The sequence below is a fragment of the Amycolatopsis plumensis genome (assembly GCF_042652605.1).
Classification (GTDB): Bacteria; Actinomycetota; Actinomycetes; order Mycobacteriales; family Pseudonocardiaceae; genus Amycolatopsis; species Amycolatopsis plumensis.
Genome location: NZ_JBHSJY010000001.1, coordinates 6,870,590 through 6,889,495 on the forward strand (window position 1 = coordinate 6,870,590; position 18,906 = coordinate 6,889,495).

At 72.2% G+C, this 18,906-nt stretch carries 12 protein-coding genes; 8 read left to right on the top strand and 4 right to left on the bottom strand.

Features of this window, described 5'->3' with window-relative positions; all coding sequences use genetic code 11:
• Positions 1 to 16: 16 nt before the first annotated feature.
• A complete protein-coding gene (locus tag ACFPLC_RS33370; RefSeq protein ID WP_378206263.1) occupies positions 17 to 1,459 on the top strand; it encodes a lactate utilization protein B in 1,443 nt (480 codons plus the stop codon).
• Positions 1,456 to 2,046 carry a LutC/YkgG family protein gene (locus tag ACFPLC_RS33375; RefSeq protein ID WP_378206130.1) on the top strand — a complete coding sequence of 197 codons (591 nt, stop codon included), beginning with the start codon at positions 1,456 to 1,458 and terminating at the stop codon, positions 2,044 to 2,046. Before ACFPLC_RS33370 ends, ACFPLC_RS33375 begins: the two co-directional genes overlap by 4 nt.
• On the opposite strand, the gene ACFPLC_RS33380 is transcribed toward ACFPLC_RS33375, so the two are convergent.
• Positions 2,043 to 2,660 (bottom strand): TetR family transcriptional regulator, encoded by a 618-nt coding sequence (locus ACFPLC_RS33380; RefSeq protein ID WP_378206127.1) that lies wholly within the window; start codon positions 2,658 to 2,660, stop codon positions 2,043 to 2,045. The two genes, ACFPLC_RS33375 and ACFPLC_RS33380, sit on opposite strands and share 4 nt — an antisense overlap.
• 285 nt (positions 2,661 to 2,945) lie before the next feature.
• Between ACFPLC_RS33380 and ACFPLC_RS33385 the strand changes: the two genes are divergently transcribed.
• The gene (locus tag ACFPLC_RS33385) at positions 2,946 to 4,088 is read left to right on the top strand and encodes an ISAs1 family transposase (protein WP_378236012.1); all 1,143 of its coding nucleotides are present in this window, start codon (positions 2,946 to 2,948) and stop codon (positions 4,086 to 4,088) included.
• On the opposite strand, the gene ACFPLC_RS33390 is transcribed toward ACFPLC_RS33385, so the two are convergent.
• A protein-coding gene (locus ACFPLC_RS33390; protein WP_378208302.1) for an IS3 family transposase occupies positions 4,064 to 5,223 on the bottom strand; the annotation gives its coding sequence in 2 pieces (ribosomal slippage) (positions 4,064 to 4,942 and positions 4,945 to 5,223; 1,158 coding nt in all). The genes ACFPLC_RS33385 and ACFPLC_RS33390 overlap by 25 nt on opposite strands.
• A 142-nt stretch (positions 5,224 to 5,365) precedes the next feature.
• Between ACFPLC_RS33390 and ACFPLC_RS33395 the strand changes: the two genes are divergently transcribed.
• Genes ACFPLC_RS33395 through ACFPLC_RS33405 form a run of 3 tightly spaced genes read left to right on the top strand, consistent with a single transcriptional unit; the run spans position 5,366 to position 8,647 of the window.
• Positions 5,366 to 6,877, top strand: a complete 1,512-nt coding sequence (locus tag ACFPLC_RS33395; RefSeq protein WP_378191523.1) for an acyl-CoA synthetase — start codon at positions 5,366 to 5,368, stop codon at positions 6,875 to 6,877.
• A 10-nt stretch (positions 6,878 to 6,887) separates the two neighbouring features.
• Complete coding sequence (locus ACFPLC_RS33400) at positions 6,888 to 7,880, top strand: LLM class flavin-dependent oxidoreductase (RefSeq protein WP_378191521.1); 993 nt, start codon at positions 6,888 to 6,890, stop codon at positions 7,878 to 7,880.
• A gap of 11 nt (positions 7,881 to 7,891) precedes the next feature.
• Positions 7,892 to 8,647, top strand: a complete 756-nt coding sequence (locus tag ACFPLC_RS33405; protein WP_378191519.1) for an SDR family NAD(P)-dependent oxidoreductase — start codon at positions 7,892 to 7,894, stop codon at positions 8,645 to 8,647.
• Positions 8,648 to 8,702: 55 nt separating this feature from the next.
• Here ACFPLC_RS33405 and ACFPLC_RS33410 read toward each other — a convergent pair whose 3' ends face one another.
• Both ACFPLC_RS33410 and ACFPLC_RS33415 read right to left on the bottom strand, forming a co-directional pair.
• Positions 8,703 to 9,797: a hypothetical protein gene (locus ACFPLC_RS33410; RefSeq protein ID WP_378191517.1), complete on the bottom strand. Its 1,095-nt coding sequence runs from the start codon at positions 9,795 to 9,797 to the stop codon at positions 8,703 to 8,705.
• A gap of 13 nt (positions 9,798 to 9,810) precedes the next feature.
• The gene (locus ACFPLC_RS33415) at positions 9,811 to 10,191 is read right to left on the bottom strand and encodes a hypothetical protein (RefSeq protein ID WP_378191515.1); all 381 of its coding nucleotides are present in this window, start codon (positions 10,189 to 10,191) and stop codon (positions 9,811 to 9,813) included.
• A 163-nt stretch (positions 10,192 to 10,354) separates the two neighbouring features.
• On the opposite strand from ACFPLC_RS33415, the gene ACFPLC_RS33420 reads away from it, so the two are divergent.
• Together ACFPLC_RS33420 and ACFPLC_RS33425 are read left to right on the top strand one after the other, a co-directional pair.
• Complete coding sequence (locus ACFPLC_RS33420) at positions 10,355 to 12,505, top strand: DUF6351 family protein (RefSeq protein WP_378191513.1); 2,151 nt, start codon at positions 10,355 to 10,357, stop codon at positions 12,503 to 12,505.
• A 19-nt stretch (positions 12,506 to 12,524) separates the two neighbouring features.
• Positions 12,525 to 18,899 (top strand): beta-ketoacyl synthase N-terminal-like domain-containing protein, encoded by a 6,375-nt coding sequence (locus ACFPLC_RS33425; protein ID WP_378236013.1) that lies wholly within the window; start codon positions 12,525 to 12,527, stop codon positions 18,897 to 18,899.
• Positions 18,900 to 18,906 lie beyond the last annotated feature (7 nt).

Genomic DNA, 18,906 nt, shown 5'->3' on the forward strand with positions numbered 1-18,906 from the left:
CGCCACGTTCGTCGGCATGCCCGCCTTCCCGGCGGCGGCCCGGGAAGCGCTCGCCGACACGCAGCTGCGGCGCAACCTCGCCCACGCCACCGGCACGATCCGCGCCAAGCGCGCGGCCGTCGTCGGCGAGGTGGCCGAATGGGAGGAACTGCGCCTGGCCGGCGCCGCGATCAAGGACAACACCCTGCGCCGCCTCGACGAGCACCTGCTGACCCTCGAAGCGTCGCTGCAGGCGCGGGGAGCGACCGTGCACTGGGCACGGGACGCGCCGGAGGCGTGCGAGATCGTCGCGCGGATCGCGCGGGACCACGGCGTCGACGAGGTCGTCAAGGTCAAGTCGATGGCGACCCAGGAAATCGGCCTCGACGAGGCGCTCGCCGAGCACGGCGTCACCGCCTGGGAAACCGACCTCGCCGAGCTCATCGTGCAGCTCGGCGACGACCTGCCCAGCCACATCCTGGTGCCGGCGATCCACCGCAACCGCGCGGAGATCCGCGAGATCTTCCGCCGCGAGATGGCCGCGGCGGGCCGTCCGGCGCCCGACGGCCTGACCGACGACCCCGCCGAGCTGGCCGGCGCGGCCCGGCTGCACCTGCGCGAGAAGTTCCTGCGGGCGAAGCTGGCCGTCTCCGGCGCGAACTTCGCCGTCGCCGAAAGCGGCACCCTGGTCGTCGTCGAGTCCGAGGGCAACGGCCGGATGTGCCTGACCCTGCCCGAGGTGCTCGTTTCGGTGGTCGGCCTCGAAAAGGTGGTGCCCACGTGGGCCGACCTCGACGTGTTCCTCCAGCTCCTGCCGCGCTCGAGCACCGGCGAGCGGATGAACCCCTACACCTCGACATGGTCGGGCGTGACCCCGGGCGACGGGCCGCAGGAACTGCACGTGGTGCTGCTGGACAACGGCCGCACCCGCGCGCTCGCCGACGAGGTCGGCCGCCAGGCGCTGCGCTGCATCCGCTGCTCGGCGTGCCTGAACGTCTGCCCGGTGTACGAACGGACCGGCGGCCACGCCTACGGTTCGGTCTACCCCGGGCCGATCGGCGCGATCCTCAACCCCCTGCTCAAGGGTGTGGGCGTCGACGAGCAGACCGACTCGCTGCCGTACGCGTCCAGCCTGTGCGGCGCCTGCTTCGAGGCGTGCCCGGTGCGCATCGACATCCCGGAAGTCCTGGTGCACCTGCGGTCCCGGGTGGTCGACGCGCAGCGCGGCGGGCCACCGAAACCCGAGGCGGTGGCGATGAAGACGGCGTCGTGGGTGCTCTCGGACGCCCGGCGGCTGGCGCTGGCCGAGCGCGGCCTGGGGGTCGCGAACCGGGCCCTGACCCGGTTCGGCCGCCGCCTGCTGCCGGGCGGCCGCCGCGCCGTGTCCCGCCTGCCGTGGCCGGGGTCACTGTGGACGAACAGCCGCGACCTGCCCGCGCCGCCGCGCGAGTCGTTCCGGTCCTGGTGGCGGAAGCGATGAACGCGCGTGAGGAAATCCTGGCCGCCGTCCGGGGTGCGCTTCGGCACGCGGACCGCACGGAAGCGGTGGTGCCCCGCGGGTACCGCGCGGCCGTCGCGGACGCGGACGTCGAGTTGTTCGCCGAGCGCGTGCTCGACTACCGCGCCGCCCTCACGCGCTGCACCGCCGCCGAGCTGCCGGACACCCTCCGCGCGGCCTTGGGGCCGGCGCGAAAAGTCGTGGTCCCCGAAGGGTTCCCGGTCGACCTCGGTGGCTCGCCGCCGCCCGCGACCACCGCGGAGCTGGCGGAGTTCGACGCCGTCGTCACCACGGCCGCGCTGGGCATCGCGGCCACCGGCACGATCGTGCTCGACCACGGTCCGGGCCAGGGCCGGCGGGCGCTGAGCCTCGTGCCGGACGTGCACGTGTGCGTGCTCCGGGAGGAGCAGATCGTGCCCGGCGTGCCGGAGGCGGTGGCCGCGCTGGCCCCGGCCCGCCCGCAGACCTGGATCAGCGGGCCGAGCGCGACCAGCGACATCGAGCTGACCCGGGTGGAAGGCGTGCACGGGCCGCGGAGCCTGCACGTCATCGTCGTGGACGGAAGCTAACCGACCAGCCGGGGGAACAGCTCCCGCACCCCGCGTCGCAGATCGTCCAGCGCCGCCTCTTCGCCGGCCAGGTGCCGCAGCAGCGCCTGCTGGAACAGCCCGTCGAACAGCGCGTACGCGTCCGCCGCCGAGCAGGTCGGCTCCGCGGCGGCCAGCTCCGCGTAGGCGGTCACGTTGCGCCAGATCATGTCACGGAGGCTGTCGTCGATCTCGGCGACGTCCTCGCGGAACGCCGGCTCGAACAGGGACTGCGTGCGCAGGTCGTACCACATGCGGTGCATCAGCGGGGCCTCGCCGAGCGCCGCCGCCAGCCCGTCCGCGCACGCCGCCGCCAGCTCGGCCGCCGTGTCCGCCTCGCCGACGCCGCCCTCGTAGCGCTGCACGCAGGCGGCCTTGTAGCGCCGCACGCAGTAGGTGATCAGCTCGACCTTGTCGGCGAAGTAGTAGTGCAGCAGCCCGTGGGAGAACTTCGTGTGCTCCGCGATCGTGCGCAGGCTGGTGCGGGCGTAGCCGAGGTCGGCCAGGGCCAGGAGCGCCGCGTCGGCCAGTTCCCGGCGGCGGTCCTCGAACTTGTCGGCTGGGGTCCGGCGCCTCACGGCCGCTGCGCTGGTCACCGGCCGAAGATACCACCCGAGGAGTTTCTGACCAATCGTCCAAGAAAATCTTGACATTCGTCCAAACGGCGGTCATGGTCGTCACCAGCCACCGGCGAAGTCGGGAGGGACGACGATGTCTCTGTTCTTCTACCTCGAAAAAGGCGCCTCCCTGGACCCCGCAGGGTTCCGGCAAAGTCGTGTTGGTGCAGGCAGGCACGGCTCTCGGTGGTGATCATGTGGTTGTCGAAGCCCATGATCTGTGAGAGAGCCGTGCCTGCTGTTGCATCTTCTCCCATCCCTGCCATGCTGACCCGACTGGCCTGCGCCGACCTCGATCGAGCAGCTGATCTGCGTGATTACCTGGCCCTGGTGCCTGATCCGCGGAAGCGGCGGGGGGTGCGGCATTCGCTGGGATCGGTCCTGGCGCTGGCCGCGGCCGCAGTCGCTGCCGGGGCCCAGTCGTTCACCGCGATCGGGGAATGGGCCGCCGACGCACCCCAGCGCGTGCTGGCCCGCCTCGGCGCCCGGTTCGACCCCCGCCGCGACCGGCACATCGCCCCGGACGAAGCCACCGTGCGGCGGGTGCTCTCCGGCATCAACGGCGACGACCTCGACACCGCGATCAGCTGCTGGATCAACGCCACAACAGATGGTCCAACTGCGATCGCGGTGGACGGCAAATCCCTGCGCGGCACCTTCGCCCGCACCGGCGGAGCGGGCGTGCACCTGCTCTCCGCGCCGACCCATGAGGACGGGATCGTGCTGGCCCAGCAGAACGTGACCAGGGGAACGAGCGAAATCAGCTGGATGCAACCCCTGCTCGAGGGCATCGACCTCGCCGGTGTCGTGGTCACCGCCGACGCCCTGCACACCACCCGCGGCCTGGCCCGCTACCTCACCCGCCGCGACGCGGACTACGTGTTCACCGTCAAAGCCAACCAGCACCGCCTCCACACCAGGCTCACCACAATGCCCTGGCCACAGGCCACCCACCACACCAGCACCGGAATCGGACACGGACGCCTCGAACAACGCACCATCGAGACCCTGCCCGCCCCCGACGACCTCGGCTTCCCCGCCAGCACACAGGTCTTCCAGGTCACCCGATACCGCACCGACCGCACCACCGGAACACGCGAAACCCACACCGGTTACGGCATCACCAGCCTGCCCTCAGACACCAGCCCAGCCGCCATCGCCACCCACCTACGCCGACACTGGCACATCGAGAACCGGCTGCACTGGGTCCGCGACACCACCTACCGCGAAGACGCCTCCCGCGTCCGCACCGGCACCGGACCCCGCGCCATGGCCTCCCTGCGCAACCTCGCCATCAGCGCCCTCCGCACACAAGGCCACAACAGCATCGCCACAGCCCTCGGGGCTGCCCAGACTTCGGTTGACACCGGAGCTGACTATTTTCAGGCCGCTGCTGCGGCTGTGTAGATGGTCTCAAACTCGACTGGGGTGAGCTTGCCCAGGGCGCGTTGCCGGCGTTTGCGGTGGTATTTCGTCTCGATCCAGGACACGATCGCCAACCGGAGCTCCTCCCGGGTGCGCCACCGCCGGGTATCGAGAACGTTCTTTTGCAGCAATGAAAAGAACGATTCCATCGCGGCATTGTCACCGCACGCACCGACCCGCCCCATCGACCCGGTCAGCCCATGAGCGTGCAGCAGGCGCCGGTAGGCCGCTGATCGGAATTGGGCTCCGCGGTCGGAGTGGACCACGACGCCGTGTGGCTCGCGCAGTGCGATGGCGTTGCGCAGCGCGCCAACGGCGAGTGAGGCTCGCATGTGGTCGGCGATGGAGTACCCGACGATCTTGTTGGAGTAGCAGTCCTTGACCGCGCAGAGATACAGCTTGCCCTCGCCGGTGGGATGCTCGGTGATGTCGGTCAGCCACTTGGTGTTCGGTGCGGCGGCGGTGAAGTCGCGGCGGACGAGGTCGTCGTGCACCGGCGGCCCCGCCTGACGTGTACGGCCTTTCTTCTTGGCGTGCAGCGAGAAGATCTGCTGCATCGAGCAGATCCGCCACACCCGGTTCTCCGACGCGGCGAAGCCCTGTCGGGCGAGCTCGTCGGCGATGAACCGGTACCCGTCCGCCGGGTCATCGGCATGGATCTTCAGGGCGGCGTTGATCAGATGCGCGTCGTCGAAGTCGCGCTGCGAGACCGGGGACGAACACCACTGGTAGTAGGCCTGCCGGGAGAACCCCAGCACCCTGCACGTCACCGCGACCGGCACCCGCACGGGGGCGCCGGCCGCGGCCAGTTCACGGACGAGCGGGAACGCTATTTTCCCGGCAGGTTGCCCTGCGCGAGATAGGCTGCGGCCTTGCGCAGGACCTCGTTCTCCTGCTCCAGCAGCCGGTTCCGCTTCCGCAGTTCCCGCAGCTCGGCGGACTCGTCCCGGGTTACGCCGGGCCGCGCGCCGTCCTCGACGTCGGCCGAGCGCAGCCAGTTGGCCAGGCACGATTCGGAGATCCCGAAGTCTTTGGCGACCTGCTTCAACGGGGCCTCGCCGCGACGGGCCACGGCGATGACGTCGTCACGGAACTCGCGGGGGTAGGGCTTGGGCACGGTGACATCCTTCCAGGTGAGGCTGAAGCCTCACAGGTGAGGTGTCAACCAGACCCTGGGCAGACCCCTCCGCCACATGGCCCGCACCCCCACCCGACCACTCACACTCTTCGGAATCACCCCATGAACAGCACAAACGACTTTGCCGGAGCCCTGCCTGGACCCCGGGGCGCCCTGCTTGACCCTCGACGGGGTCTCCCGGCCCTACGGCGAGGTCGTCGAGCTCGCCGAGGCCGTCGCCCGGGCGTTGCGGCGCTCCGGCGTCGCCCCGGGGGACAAGGTCGGCATCCTCTCGGCCAACGACCCGACCGCGTTCACCTGCGTCTTCGGCATCTCCCGGGCCGGCGCGGTGTGGTGCCCGATCAACCCGCGCAACGCGGCCGCCGAGAACGCCGAGCTCCTGGACCTCTTCGACTGCACGACCCTGGTCTTCCAGCCCGCCTTCGAGGACCTGGTCCGCCGGATCGCCCCGCAGCTGCCGAAGCTGACCACGCTCGTCCGCCTCGGTGACGGCGACGGCTTCGCGCCCGGCTTCGACGACTGGGTCGGCCAGGCGAAAGACGACCCGCCCGCGGTGGCCGCCCAGCCGGACGACGTCGTCGCGCTCGTGGGTACCGGCGGCACCACCGGGCGGCCCAAGGGCGTCATGCTCACCGGCCGCAACCTCGAGGTGATGTCGGCGATCACGCTGATGAGCTACCCCTTCGAGGGCCGCCCGGTGTACCTCGCCCTGGCCCCGCTGACGCACGCGGCCGGTGTCCTGTGCTTCCCGGTCCTGGCCCGCGGCGGCGAGGTCGTGATCATGCCGAAGCCGGACGTCGGCCGGTTCCTGAACCTCATCGAACGCCGCCGCGTCACCCACACCTTCCTGCCGCCGACGCTCATCTACCTGGTGCTCGACCACGAAGCCCTGGACGGCACGGATTTGTCGTCGCTGCAGTGCTTCTGGTACGGCGCGGCCCCGATGTCGACGGCCAGGCTGACCGAAGCCCTCGACCGCATCGGGCCGATGGCCCAGCTCTTCGGCCAGTCCGAGGCGCCGATGATGATCTCGACGATGTCGCCCGCCGAGCACCGGCGTCCCGACGGCACCGTCCACACCGGACGGCTGGCTTCCGCCGGGCGGCCGTCGCCCCTGGTCACGGTGGCGATCCTCGATGGCGACGGAAAGGCCGTGCCGCAGGGCGAACGCGGCGAAATCTGTGTCCGCGGCTCGCTGGTGATGGCGGGCTACCACCGCGACCCGGAAGCCACGGCGGAGGCGTCGGCCCACGGCTGGCACCACACCGGGGACATCGGGTTCCTCGACGGCGAAGGCTTCCTCCACATCGTCGACCGGGCCAAGGACATGGTCATCACCGGCGGGTTCAACGTCTACTCCGCCGAAGTCGAGCAGGCGGTGCTGGCCCACGACGCGGTCCGCGACTGCGCCGTGATCGGCCTGCCCGACGAAAAGTGGGGCGAACGGGTCACCGCCGTCGTCCAGCTCCGGCCGGGCGCCGAACTGGCAGACGGCGAGCTGATCGCCTTCGTCAAGGACCGCATCGGCAGCGTCAAGGCGCCGAAGCAAATCGAAGTCTGGCCGGACCTGCCCCGCTCGACCGTCGGCAAGGTGCTGAAGGCCGAGATCCGCACGACCCTCGCCACCCGTTGAAGGAGAACACATGAAACTCGCGCTCTACCTGCCGAACTTCCGGGACAAGGTGACCGTGCGGGAGCTCGAGGACCTCACCGCGCTGGCCGAGGATCTCGACTTCGACTCCGTCTGGACGCTCGACCGGATCATCGTCCCGGAGACGTCGGACACCCAGGAGATGCAGTACTCCTTCGGCATGATCGAGGGCTTTCCCAAGGGCCTGCCGGTCAGCTCGCGGGGTGAGTTCCTGCAGGGCATGCCGCTGATCCCGTGGCTGGCGGCGAAGACGTCGAAGGTGCGGATCGGGATGAGCATCATCGACACGCCCTACCGCTCGCCCGGTGTCCTCGCCGCGGAACTCGCCACCATCGACCACCTGTCGGGCGGCCGGCTCAACGTCGCCGTCGGCTCCGGCTGGATGCCCGAGGAGTTCGCCGCCGCGAGCGCGTCGCACATCTTCCCCAAGCGGCACAAGCACGTCCGGGAAACCCTGGAGATCATGCAGGGCATCTGGACCAACGAGCTGTTCGAATACCACGGCGAGTTCGCCGACTTCCAGCGCAGCGGGTTCGGGGCCAAGCCGGTGCAGAAACCGCACCCGCCGATCTTCTTCAGCGGCCTCAAGGACGCGAAGCGGTCGGCCGCGCGCATCGCGAAGTACGGGCTCTCCGGCTGGATCGGCATCCAGGACTCACCCGAGGACATCCGGCGCTGGCGCACCGAGATCCAGCGCGAGCTCGACGCCCTCGACACCCCGCGGTCGGTCGACGACCTCGAGATCGCCAGCATGATCTGGTTCGTCATCACCGACCAGGACATGGACCAGAGCCCCCTGGGCAAGGGCACCAACCTGCTCGTGGGCTCGCAGGCGCAGATCACCGACCAGCTCAAGCGCTACCGGGAAGCCGGGCTCACGATGCCGTTCCTGTGGCCGCCCTTCCAGGACGTCCCGGTGGCGAAGACCCTCGACGACCTGAAGCGCCTCAAGGAAGAAATCCTCCCCAAGATCGACGCGATGTGAAAGGGACCAGCATGTCCGAACTCGAAGGAAAGCGCGTCTTCGTCACCGGCTCCGGCGCCGGCATCGGCAAGGCCATCGCGGCCCTGTTCACCGAACGCGGCGCCCGGGTGGTCGTGAGTGACCTCGATTCCCTGTCGGCCAAGCAGACGGCCGACGAGATCGGCGCGGCCGGTGTCGCCAACTGCGACGTCACCGACGAAATCCAGGTGCAGTCGGCGATCCAGCAGGCCGTCGACCTCCTCGGCGGGCTCGACGTCCTGGTGAACAACGCGGGCATCGAGGTGTCGTCACCGCTGCTGCAGCAGCCGACGGAGAGCTTCGACAAGATCTTCGCGGTCAACGTCCGCGGCACGTTCGTGGCGATGAAGGCGGCGATCCCGCACCTGGTGGAGGCCAGGGGGAACATCGTCAACATCGCCTCGATCGCGGGCATCGGCGGCAGCCCCCTGCTCGGCTCCTACTGCGCGACGAAGGCGGCGGTCATCCAGCTGACCCGCGTGGCGGCGGTCGAGATGCGCCCGACGGGTGTCCGGGTCAACGCGGTCTGCCCGGGCTTCGCGGACACGGCCATGGTCGAGCGCCTGGTCCCGGACTTCGAGGCGGCCACCCAGGTCCCGTTCGGCGACCTCGTCGCGGCCAAGCAGGGCCGGCTGGGCACCCCGCAGGACATCGCGGAGGTGACGGCGTTCCTGGCGTCGGACCGGGCCAGCTGGATCACGGGCAGCCACTACGTCCTCGACGGCGGCCTGACCGCATCCCTGGTGTGAGGACCGCCTGAACCCACCTCCGGAAAGCCGGGGAGTTCGCGCTCCCCGGCTGACCTCAGGCCGGAAGCGCCTTGAGCACGTCCGGCACGGGGTTGGCGTCCGGCACGGTGCGCAGCACCTCGTCGAGCAGTTCGACCCGGCGCTTCGTCAGCTTCGTGAGCCCGTCTGCCAGGGCCTCGCACGTGGCACGGGCCTCGTCGAGGTACCAGCGGAGGATGTCCACGCACGACTGGGCCCGGTCGGCGGGAATCGCGATTTCCGCCGGGGGCGCCTTTTCCTTGGCCTTCGCATCGATCGCCGAAACGACGGCGGAGGCCGCCGCGATCCCGAACGAAATGCTGTACGGGAGCGCCGGGAGGAAGCCGGCCAAGGTGAGCAGGATCGACAGGGCCTTGACCAAGTCGACGCTGCCGGAGGCTTCGAGACGGCGCATGGCCGCGACCGCCTGCGCCATGATCCCGTCGAGGTGGTTCCTGGCCGCCTTCACCAATGCGGCGTACGCGATCAGCGTCGCACCGAACTCCGCGTACATCGGTCCGCGGACGTAGAGGACGAAGTTCACCAGCTCGGCGAACTTCCGCACGGCGGCGTCCTTGGCGGAACCGCTCCAGTCCGCGTGGGTCACCGCCGTCTGGGCGCTGGTGATCTGTCCCAGGTCGGCCAGGGACTCCTTGACGTCGCCCGAAGCCGAGCCGTCGTCTCCCGGTTTGAAGAACGCGAGGTTGTAGTACGCCCAGTCGATCGGCGTGACGTACCCTTCCTGGTCTTCGGTCACCGTCCCGCCCATGTTCAGGTCCTGCCCGCAGAGCACCTCGGCGAAGGCCAGGCAGTGTTCCGGGGTCGTGCCGAGGTGCTGGAGCACCGTGTGCAGGAACTCCGGCCTGGCCGCGGAGTTCTGGTAGGCGTCCGGAGTCGCCACCGGAATCGAAGACGGCTGGTAGTCGCGATGGGGAACGCCGTGGTTGTGGAGCTCCTGCACCCGCCCGTTGACGTTCGCGACGCACGGGACCCACGCGTAGACCTCGGTACTGGACGCCAGTGCCTCCAGGTACGCGGAGAACGGCGCGGCGTGCGGCAGCTCGGTGACGTCCACCTCGGCCAGCAGCCTGCCCGCCTTCGCATCCGGTGGCGGTGGCCACTCGAGTGTCATGATCCCCCCTCGGTTACCCCATTTTCCCCAGGATGTCGTGAAGCTGCGACCGCGCGGATTCGTCGGAATCGGCGTACAGCTTGATCGCCTGCTTGACCGCTTCGCCGTGTTCGTCGATCAGGCCGACGAACAGCTGGTCGAGGGCGAGCATCCGGTGGAAGTCCTTGACCCACTCCCGGCCGAAAGCCTGGTAGCTCGCCTGGAAGGCGCCGGTCTCGCCCGCGTGGCCACCGAAGAACGTGGCCTGGAGGCTGCTCTCCAAGCCGCCCAGCCGGTCGACCTTGGCCTGGAAGTGGTCCCGCACCTCGACCAGCTTCTGCCGCATCTGCTCCATGCTGATCAGATCGGCCCGGAAGCCGGCGGCGGTACCTTCGTCGTGCGGACCCGGATCCATGCGACCACCCCCGACCGCGATGGTAGCCCCGGTCGCCTCCCGGCGGGCGGGAAACGGATGTTCCCAGCGGACTTCGGCCGTTGTTCCGGCCGGCCCGCAGGTGCTATACCGGCAGCTGCCCGGTGTCGCGACGACGCGATGCCACGAGCGAGCGGAGTCTCCGGTGGCAGACCGTGCTGTGCGCTCATCCGCCGTGGTGGCGACCCTCGCCGCGCCCGTCCTCCTGCTGGGATCCGCGACCGCGGTGGCGGATCCCGGAAACCCGCCGGGGCGGCAGCTGAGGATCGAGACCGTGTCGAACCCGCGGCCGGCGCTCGTGAGCGGGGGACAGGTTCTGGTCAGGGTCGTTCCGGCGGAACGGCGGGTCACCGTCAGCGCCAACGGCCACGACGTCACCTCGAGCTTCCGCGCGCAGCCGGACGGCAGCCTGCTCGGCCTGGTGACCGGCCTGCGCGACGGTGCCAACGACCTGAGCGCCCGGGCGAGCGGGCCCGGACCGGACCGGCGGGCGACCCTGCGCGTCACCAACCACCCGATCACCGGACCCGTCTTCTCCGGCGCGCAGCAGCTCCCGTTCTACTGCGAGACCCAGGCGTTCGGCCTGCCCGCGGCGACGCAGCCGTTGTGCAGTGCGCCGACGCAGGTGAGCTACCAGTACCGGACGACCGCCGGGGCGTTCACGCCGCTGGCGGACCCGGCGGCCCGGCCCGCGGACCTCGCGACGGCGACGGTCGGCGGGCACGCGGTGCCGTACGTGGTCCGCGTCGAGCGCGGCACGATCGACCGCGCCGTCTACGAGATCGCGGCGCTCTACGACGGCGAGCCGTCGCCCCTCGCGCCGGAGGGCGGCTGGAACGGGAAGCTGGTCTACACCTTCGGCGGCGGCTGCAACGCGGGCTACCACCAGGGCAGCTCGACCGGCGGGGTGCTGAACGACCTGTTCCTGGCCCGGGGCTACGCCGTCGCGTCTTCGACCCTCAACGTGCTCGACAACAACTGCAGCCCGATCATTTCGGCCGAAGCGGCGATGATGGTCAAGGAGCACTTCGCCGAGACCTACGGCCCGATCGCACACACCATCGGCTGGGGTGGCTCGGGCGGGGCGATCCAGCAGTACGACATCGCGGAGAACTACCCCGGCATCGTCGACGGCATCATCCCCGGCGTGTCGTTCCCCGACCCGCTGAGCACGGGCGGCCCGGTTTCGGACTGCCGCCTGCTGGAGCGGTACTTCGCCGGCCCGGGCACGTCGTTCACCGCGGCGCAGAAGCAGGCCGTCGCGGGCTTTGCCAGCTACGACACGTGCGTGTCCTGGGACAAGACCTTCGCCAGCCGTGCCACCGCCACCGGCAGCTGCAACGCGGCCATCCCGGTCGCGGCGCGGTGGGACCCGGTCACCAACCCGGGCGGGGTGAAGTGCAACTCCAATGAGCAGCTGGTCAACCAGCTCGGCCGGGACCCGCGGACCGGGTTCGTGCGCAGCCCGCTGGACACCACGGGCGTGCAGTACGGCCTGGCCGCGCTGCAGGCCGGGACGATCACCGCGGCGCAGTTCGTGGACCTCAACGCCGCCATCGGCGGCCTCGACCACACCGGAACGCCGGTGCCGCAACGGATCGCGGCCGACCCGAAGGCCCTCGACGCGGTGTACGCCGAGGACATCGTGAACTCCGCGTCGCAAGGCCTGCGGGAAACGCCGATCATCGACCAGCGGACCGACCTCGACCTCGCCGGGTTCGGCAACGACATCCACACCACCGAATGGTCTTACGTGCTGCGGCAACGCCTTCTACGCGCCAACGGCACCGCCGGCAACCAGGTCATCATCGAAAACCACGCCACCCCGGCCGAAGCGGCGGCCGCCAGTGCCTACGAACTCGACGCCATGGACCGCTGGCTCACCGCGATCGACGCGGACCGTTCCCACCGGACCCACCGGCAGAAGGTGCTGGCGAACCGCCCGGCCGACCTCGGCGACGGCTGCTACCTGTCGCCCGCGTCGCGGATCACCGAGAAGCTGACGTACCCGGCGAGCGGGCAGTGCGGCGCGCAGTACCCGGTGGCGGCCAACACGCGGATGGTCGCGGGCGAGAGCCTGGCCCTCGACGTGCTGAAGTGCCGCCTGAAGCCCCTGGACTTCCGGGACTACCCGGTCGCTTTCACCGCGGCGGAGCGGAACCGGCTGCGGGAGGCGTTCCCCGGCGGCGTGTGCGACTACCGCCGTCCGGGCGTCGGGCAGCGTGCCCCGATCGGCACCTGGCTGAGCTACGGCGACGAACGCACCGGCACCACGCCGCCGACGAAGCCGCGGTGATTGCGGTATACCCGGAGCGGTGGAGGAAATCCGGACCGAATTCATCCAGCCGCTGCTGACGTCCTTGTCCGCGCACCCCGCGGACCGCCTCGCCTACTCCGACGGCCGGCGGACGCTGACCCACGGTGAGCTGGCCCGCGCCAGTGCCGAGCTCGCCGCGGGCCTCGGCGTCTCCCGGGGCGATCGGGTGCTGGTCCACGTCGGCAACCGGGTCGAGTTCGTCGTCGCCCTGCTGGCGGTGCTGCGCGCGGCGGCCGTCGGGGTACCGGTGAACGTGCGCTCGACCGAGACCGAACTCGCCCACCTGGCCGAGGATTCGGGGGCGACGCTGCTCATCACCGAGGCGCGGCACGCCGAGCGGGCCCGGCGGCTGCGGCCGGGCCTGCGGGTGCTCGTCGTCGAGGATCCGCCCCCGGCGGCCGGAACACCGCGGGACGACCTCGGCCTGGACGAGCCCGCCTGGCTGCTCTACACCTCGGGCACCACCGGACGGCCGAAAGGCGTTCTCCTTTCGCAACGCGCGATGTTGTGGTCGACCGCCGCGTGTTACGTCCCGGTGTTCGGGATCGAAGCCGAGGACACCGTGGTGTGGCCGCTGCCGCTCCACCACGCCTACGCCCTGTCGCTCGCCTTCACCGCCACGATCGCGCTCGGCGCCCACACCCGGCTCGCCGACGGCTGCTCGCCGGACCTGCTCGCCGAACACCCGGGCTGCGTGCTCGCCGGGGTGCCGGCCACCTACCTTCGGCTCCGGCAGGAGGCCCACGGCCCGGCCGGCTCGCCGAGGCTGTGCCTGACCGGCGGTGCGCCGTGCACTCCGGCGACCCGGGCCGCGGTCCGGGAGCTGTTCGGCCTTTCCCTCGTCGACGGCTACGGGAGCACCGAGACGGGCGGCAAGGTCGCGGTGGAGCGACCCGGTGTACCGGGACTGGTCCCGGTGCCCGGCATGGAGGTCCGGATCGACGCGGGAGAGGTGCTCGTCCGCGGTCCTGGGCTGATGCTGGGCTACCACGGGCAAGCCGATTCGCCGGTGCGGGACGGCTGGTACCGCACGGGGGACGCCGGCCGGTTCGAGGACGGCCGGCTGGTGCTCGAGGGCCGGGTCGACGACGTGCTCGTCTGCGGTGGCCAGAACGTCCACCCGACCGAGGTCGAGGCGGTGCTGGAGGAGTCGCCGTCGGTGCGGGAAGTCCTGGTGACCGGGCGGCCCGACGACGTCGTCGGGCAGGTGCCGGTGGCGTTCGTGGTGCCCGGGACGGACGGCTTCGACGCCGAGGAACTGCGCCGCCTCTGCCTGAGCCGGCTGTCGCTGCACAAGGTACCGGTCGCCTACGTCGAAATCGATTCGATCCCGCGGACCGCGTCGGGCAAACCGCGGCGGAACGCCTTGCGGCAGCCGGATTTCGCCGCGGTGGTGCGGGCCGAGCTGACCGTCCTCTGCGGACACGACGGCGGCGACGGCTGGCGGGACCGGCCGTTCACCGACCTCGGGTTGTCCTCCTTGGCCGGCGTGCAGTTCCGGCACCGGATCACCGCGCTGACCGGGGTGCCCGTCCCGCACTCGCTGATCTACGACTTCCCCACGCCGGGCGCGGTGATCGCCGAGCTGACGCGGCTGGCCTCGGCGAGCCGCCCGGAGCCGGCGCGGACGGCCCCGGTGCCGTCCGCGGAGCCGATCGCCGTCGTGGCGATGGCGTGCCGGTTCCCCGGCGGGGTGCGCTCGCCGGAGGACCTGTGGCGGCTGGTGGCGGACCGGGTGGACGCGACGGGGGAGTTCCCCGCCGACCGCGGCTGGGACGTGGCGGGATTGTACGACCCGGATCCGGACCGGATCGGGCACTCGGTGACCCGCCGCGGCGGGTTCCTCGACGGTTTCGCGGACTTCGACGCCGGGATGTTCGGCATCTCCCCGCGGGAGGCCCTGGCGACCGACCCGCAGCACCGGTTGCTGCTGGAAACGTCGTGGGAGGCGTTCGAGCGGGCCGGCATCGACGTCGCGGCGCTGCGCGGCAGCGACACGGGCGTGTTCGTCGGCGTCATGAACGAGGACTACGCGAGCCGGTTCACCACCCCGCACGAACTCGAGGCGTGGCTGGGCATCGGCTCCTCGCACGCGGTGGCCTCGGGCCGGATCTCCTACACCTTCGGGCTGACCGGACCGGCCCTCACCGTCGACACGGCCTGCTCGTCGTCGCTGGTCGCGCTGCACCAGGCGGTGAAGGCGCTGCGCGGCGGGGAGTGTTCGCTCGCCCTCGCCGGCGGGGCCACGGTGATGGCCACCCCGCGGACCTTCCTCGCCTTCAGCCGTCAGCGCGGCCTCTCCCCGGACGGGCGCTGCCGGTCCTACGCCGCCGGAGCGGACGGCACGGCGTGGTCGGAGGGCGCCGGGGTGATCCTGCTGGAACGGCTGTCCGACGCCCGGCGGCACGGGCACCCGGTGCTGGCCCTGCTGCGCGGCACCGCGGTGAACGCCGACGGCGCGTCGAACGGCCTGACCGCGCCCAGCGGACGCGCCCAGCAGGCGCTGATCGCGGCGGCGCTCGCGGACGCGGGGTTGACCGCGGCGGACGTCGACGCCGTCGAAGGGCACGGCACGGGAACGCCGCTGGGCGACCCGATCGAGGCGGACGCGCTGATCGCGGCGTACGGGCATGGCCCGCGCGCCGAGCCGCTCCGGCTCGGCTCGGTGAAGTCGAACCTCGGCCACACCCAGGCCGCCGCCGGGATCGCCGGCGTGATCAAGGTGGTGACGGCGTTGCAGCACGAGGAGCTGCCGCCGTCGCTGCACGCGGACGAACCGAGCCCGCACGTCGACTGGCCGGCCGGTGGGGTGGCGCTGCTGGCGGAGGCCCGGCCGTGGCCGCGGACGGACCGGATCCGCCGGGCGGGCGTGTCGGCCTTCGGGATCGGCGGCACCAACGCGCACGTGATCGTCGAGGAGGCGCCACCGGCGGAAACGCCGGAGCGGCGGCCGTTCCCCGCGCCCTGGCTGCTCAGCGCCGCGGACGGCGACGCGCTCCGGCTCGTCGCGGCCGGGCTGGCCGAGGTCCCCGACACCGTCGACGGAGCCGACACCGCTTACACCCTGGCCCGGCGGACCCCGCTCGCGCACCGCGTGCTGGTGCCCGCCGGGGACCGGGAGACCCTGCGAGCCGTCGCCGAAGGGCGCGTGCGCGGCCGGACCGTCCGGGGCGGCACCCGGCTGGCCGTGCTGTTCGGCGGCCAGGGCGCGCAGCGGGCCGGGATGGGCCGGGAGCTGGCCGAGCGGTTCCCGGTGTTCGCCGACGCCTTCGACGAGGCGTGCGCGGCACTGGGCGGCGCGGTGCGGGACGTCGCCTTCACCGGCGGGGAAGCGCTCGACCGCACCGACCACGCGCAAGCGGCGCTGTTCGCCTTCGGCGTCGCGCAGTACCGGTTGTTCGAGTCGTGGGGCCTGCGCCCCGACGTCCTGCTCGGCCATTCGATCGGGGAAATCACCGCCGCGCACGTCGCCGGCGTGCTGTCGCTGGCGGACGCGGCGACGCTCGTGGCGGCGCGCGGCCGGCTCATGGCCGCCTTGCCCCGCGGCGGGGTGATGATCGCCGTCGAGGCCACCGAGGCGGACGTGGCTCCGCTCGTGGGCGACACCGTCGCCGTCGCCGCGGTCAACGGGCCGCGGTCGGTGGTGCTCTCCGGCGAGACGGCCGCGACGACGGCGCTCGCCGATCGATTCGGCGGCGGAACGCGCCTGCGCGTCAGCCACGCCTTCCATTCGCCGCTGCTGGAGCCGATGCTCGCCGAGTTCCACGAGGTCGCCGCCGGGCTGCCGCACCATCGTCCGGCCGTCCCGCTCGTCTCGTGCGTGACCGGGCAGCCGATCGAGGAGATCGAGCCCGGCCACTGGCGCCGGCACGCCCGCTCGACCGTGCGGTTCGCCGACGCGCTCGCCACGGCGGTGGCACCGGGCCCGGCCGTCGGCCTCGAGATCGGCCCGGCGCCGGTGCTCGGCCGGTTCGCCGCCGACGTCCTGCCGATCGCGCCGGCCGCGATGTCGGGCTCCGGGGTGCTGGCCGCGGCGGGCGCGGCGCACACGGCCGGGGCCCGGGTGGACTGGGCCGCGGTGTTCGCCGGTTCGGGCGCGCGGGTCACGCCGCTGCCGACGTACCCGTTCAAGCGCACCCGGTACTGGCTGGACCAGCCGTCCCCGGAGCCGGACGGCGGCGACCACGCCGTGCTCGGCCCGGCGCTCGAAGCGCCCGATTCACCGCGGGTGGTGCACGGCGGCTCGCTCGGCGTCCGCCGTCACCGGTGGCTCGCCGATCACGTCGTCGGCGGATCCGTGCTGGTCCCCGGGGCGTTGTTCGCGGAGCTGGCCCTGCACGCCGGCGGAGGGGGCGTCGAGGAACTCGCGATCGAAGCCCCGCTGCGCCTGGACACCGAGGACGTCCACGTCCAGGTCGTCGTGGACGAGCCGAGGATCGACGTCTACGCCCGGGCCCGCGACGAGAAGCACTGGCGGAAGCACGCCGGGGGCAAGCTGCGTCCTCGCGGCCCCCTCCCGGCCCGCTGGAGCGGGGCGTGGCCGCCCGACGGGGCCGGGGAAGCAGACGTCGCCGAGGCCTACCGCGCGCACGCCTACGGGCCCGCCTTCCGGGCCGTGCAACGGTTGTGGCTGCGCGGGGACGAGTTCTTCGCCGAGGTCGAGGTGCCGCCGGACGCCGGGGGCCGGTTCGCGCTGCACCCGGTCCTGCTCGACGCGGCCGTGCACGCGACCGCCCTCACCGAGGGGACGGCGGCCGAGCGGCGGGTGCCGTTCCTCTGGAGCGGTGTCGAGGTTTACGCGCCGGGTGCGCGGCGGGCCCGGGTGCACGGTGTCCGCCTCGACGCCGGCGCGGTCCGCGTGACGCTGTACGACGAAGCGGGGAACCCGACGGCCGGAGTCGAATCGCTGACGACCCGGCCGATGGCGGCACCCGACACGATGCTCTACCGTCCACAGTGGATTGCGGTGCCGCCGGCGGCGGCCACCGAACCGGTCCGGACGGTCGAAATCACGGCGGGCGACGTGCGCGCCGCGGCCGGCCACGCGCTCGCGGTGCTCCACGACCGGCAAGGCAGCGGCGACCGGTTGCTCCTGGTCACCCGCAACGCGACCGGCCCCGACCCCGACCCGGCCGCCGCGGCGGCCTGGGGACTGGGCTGCGCGGCCGCGGCGGAACACCCGGGCCGGATCGGCCTGGTCGACCTCGAGCCGGGGTTCCCGCTGTCGCGGGTGGCGGACCTCGCCGGTGGCGGCGCCGAGCCGCAGATCGCCGTCCGCGACGGCGTGCCGCACGCCCTGCGGATCACGCGCGCCACCCCGGCGCCGACGCGGCCGATCGACCCGGCCGGGACGGTGCTGATCACCGGCGGGACGGGCGCGCTCGGCGCCGTGCTGGCCCGGCACCTCGTCACCGGGCACGGCGTCCGGCACCTGCTGCTGGTGAGCCGGCGCGGGCCGGCGGCGCCCGGCGCCGGAGACCTGGCCGCGTCCCTGCGGGACCTCGGGGCGGACGTGCGGATCGTCGCGGCCGACGTGGCGGACCGGGCCACCGTGGTGCGGCTGGTCGGCCGCTGCGATCCGCCGTTGACGGCGGTCGTGCACAGCGCGGCCGTGGTCGACGACGGCGTGCTCGCGGCCCAGACGCCGGACCGCCTGGACGTCGTGCTGCGCCCCAAGGCGGACGCGGCGCTGGTCCTCGACGAGGTGACCCGGGACCTGCCGCTGACGGCCTTCGTGCTGTTCTCCTCGATCGCCGGGGTGTTCGGCAAGGCCGGCCAGGCCAACTACGCGGCGGCGAACCGGGTGCTGGACGCCGTGGCGTGCCGCCGTCGGGCGGCCGGGCTGCCCGCGTTGTCGCTGGCGTGGGGGCTGTGGGAGCTCGGCACCGGTCTCGGCGACCGGATCTCGGCCACCGCCCGCCGCCGGATCCACGCGTCCGGCGTCGAGGGGCTGACCGCCGAACAGGGGCTGGCGCTGTTCGACGCCGCGCTCGGCTCGGCCGAACCGGTGCTGGTGCCCGTCCGGTTCGATCCGGCGGTGTCGACGGCCGTGTCGATGGTGCCGCCGACCGGCGGTTCGTCCGTGCGCTCGGCCGCGGTGCGGTCCAGCTGGCCGGAGCACCCTTCCGAGCCCGAGCTGCGCGAGCTGGTGCGCGCGGAGGTCGCCGCGGTCCTGGGCCACCCGGACCCAGCCGTGGTCGCCGACGACCGCCCGTTCCCGGAGCTGGGGTTCGATTCGCTCACCGTGATCGAGCTGCGCACCCGGCTCACCGGGCTGTCCGGCGTCGACCTGCCCGCCACCGCCGTCTTCGACCGGCCCACCGTCGCCGAGCTGGCCCGGTACCTCCTGGAGTCCCTTGAGGACAAAATCTGACCTATTT

Excerpts from the sequence above, each read along its gene's own strand:
- ACFPLC_RS33375 (WP_378206130.1), top strand. The coding sequence starts at position 1,456 with ATGAACGCGCGTGAGGAAATCCTGGCCGCCGTCCGGGGTGCGCTTCGG.
- ACFPLC_RS33415 (WP_378191515.1), bottom strand. The coding sequence starts at position 10,191 with ATGGATCCGGGTCCGCACGACGAAGGTACCGCCGCCGGCTTCCGGGCC.
- ACFPLC_RS33385 (WP_378236012.1), top strand. The coding sequence starts at position 2,946 with ATGCTGACCCGACTGGCCTGCGCCGACCTCGATCGAGCAGCTGATCTG.
- ACFPLC_RS33370 (WP_378206263.1), top strand. The coding sequence starts at position 17 with ATGCCCGCCTTCCCGGCGGCGGCCCGGGAAGCGCTCGCCGACACGCAG.
- ACFPLC_RS33400 (WP_378191521.1), top strand. The coding sequence starts at position 6,888 with ATGAAACTCGCGCTCTACCTGCCGAACTTCCGGGACAAGGTGACCGTG.
- ACFPLC_RS33405 (WP_378191519.1), top strand. The coding sequence starts at position 7,892 with ATGTCCGAACTCGAAGGAAAGCGCGTCTTCGTCACCGGCTCCGGCGCC.
- ACFPLC_RS33410 (WP_378191517.1), bottom strand. The coding sequence starts at position 9,797 with ATGACACTCGAGTGGCCACCGCCACCGGATGCGAAGGCGGGCAGGCTG.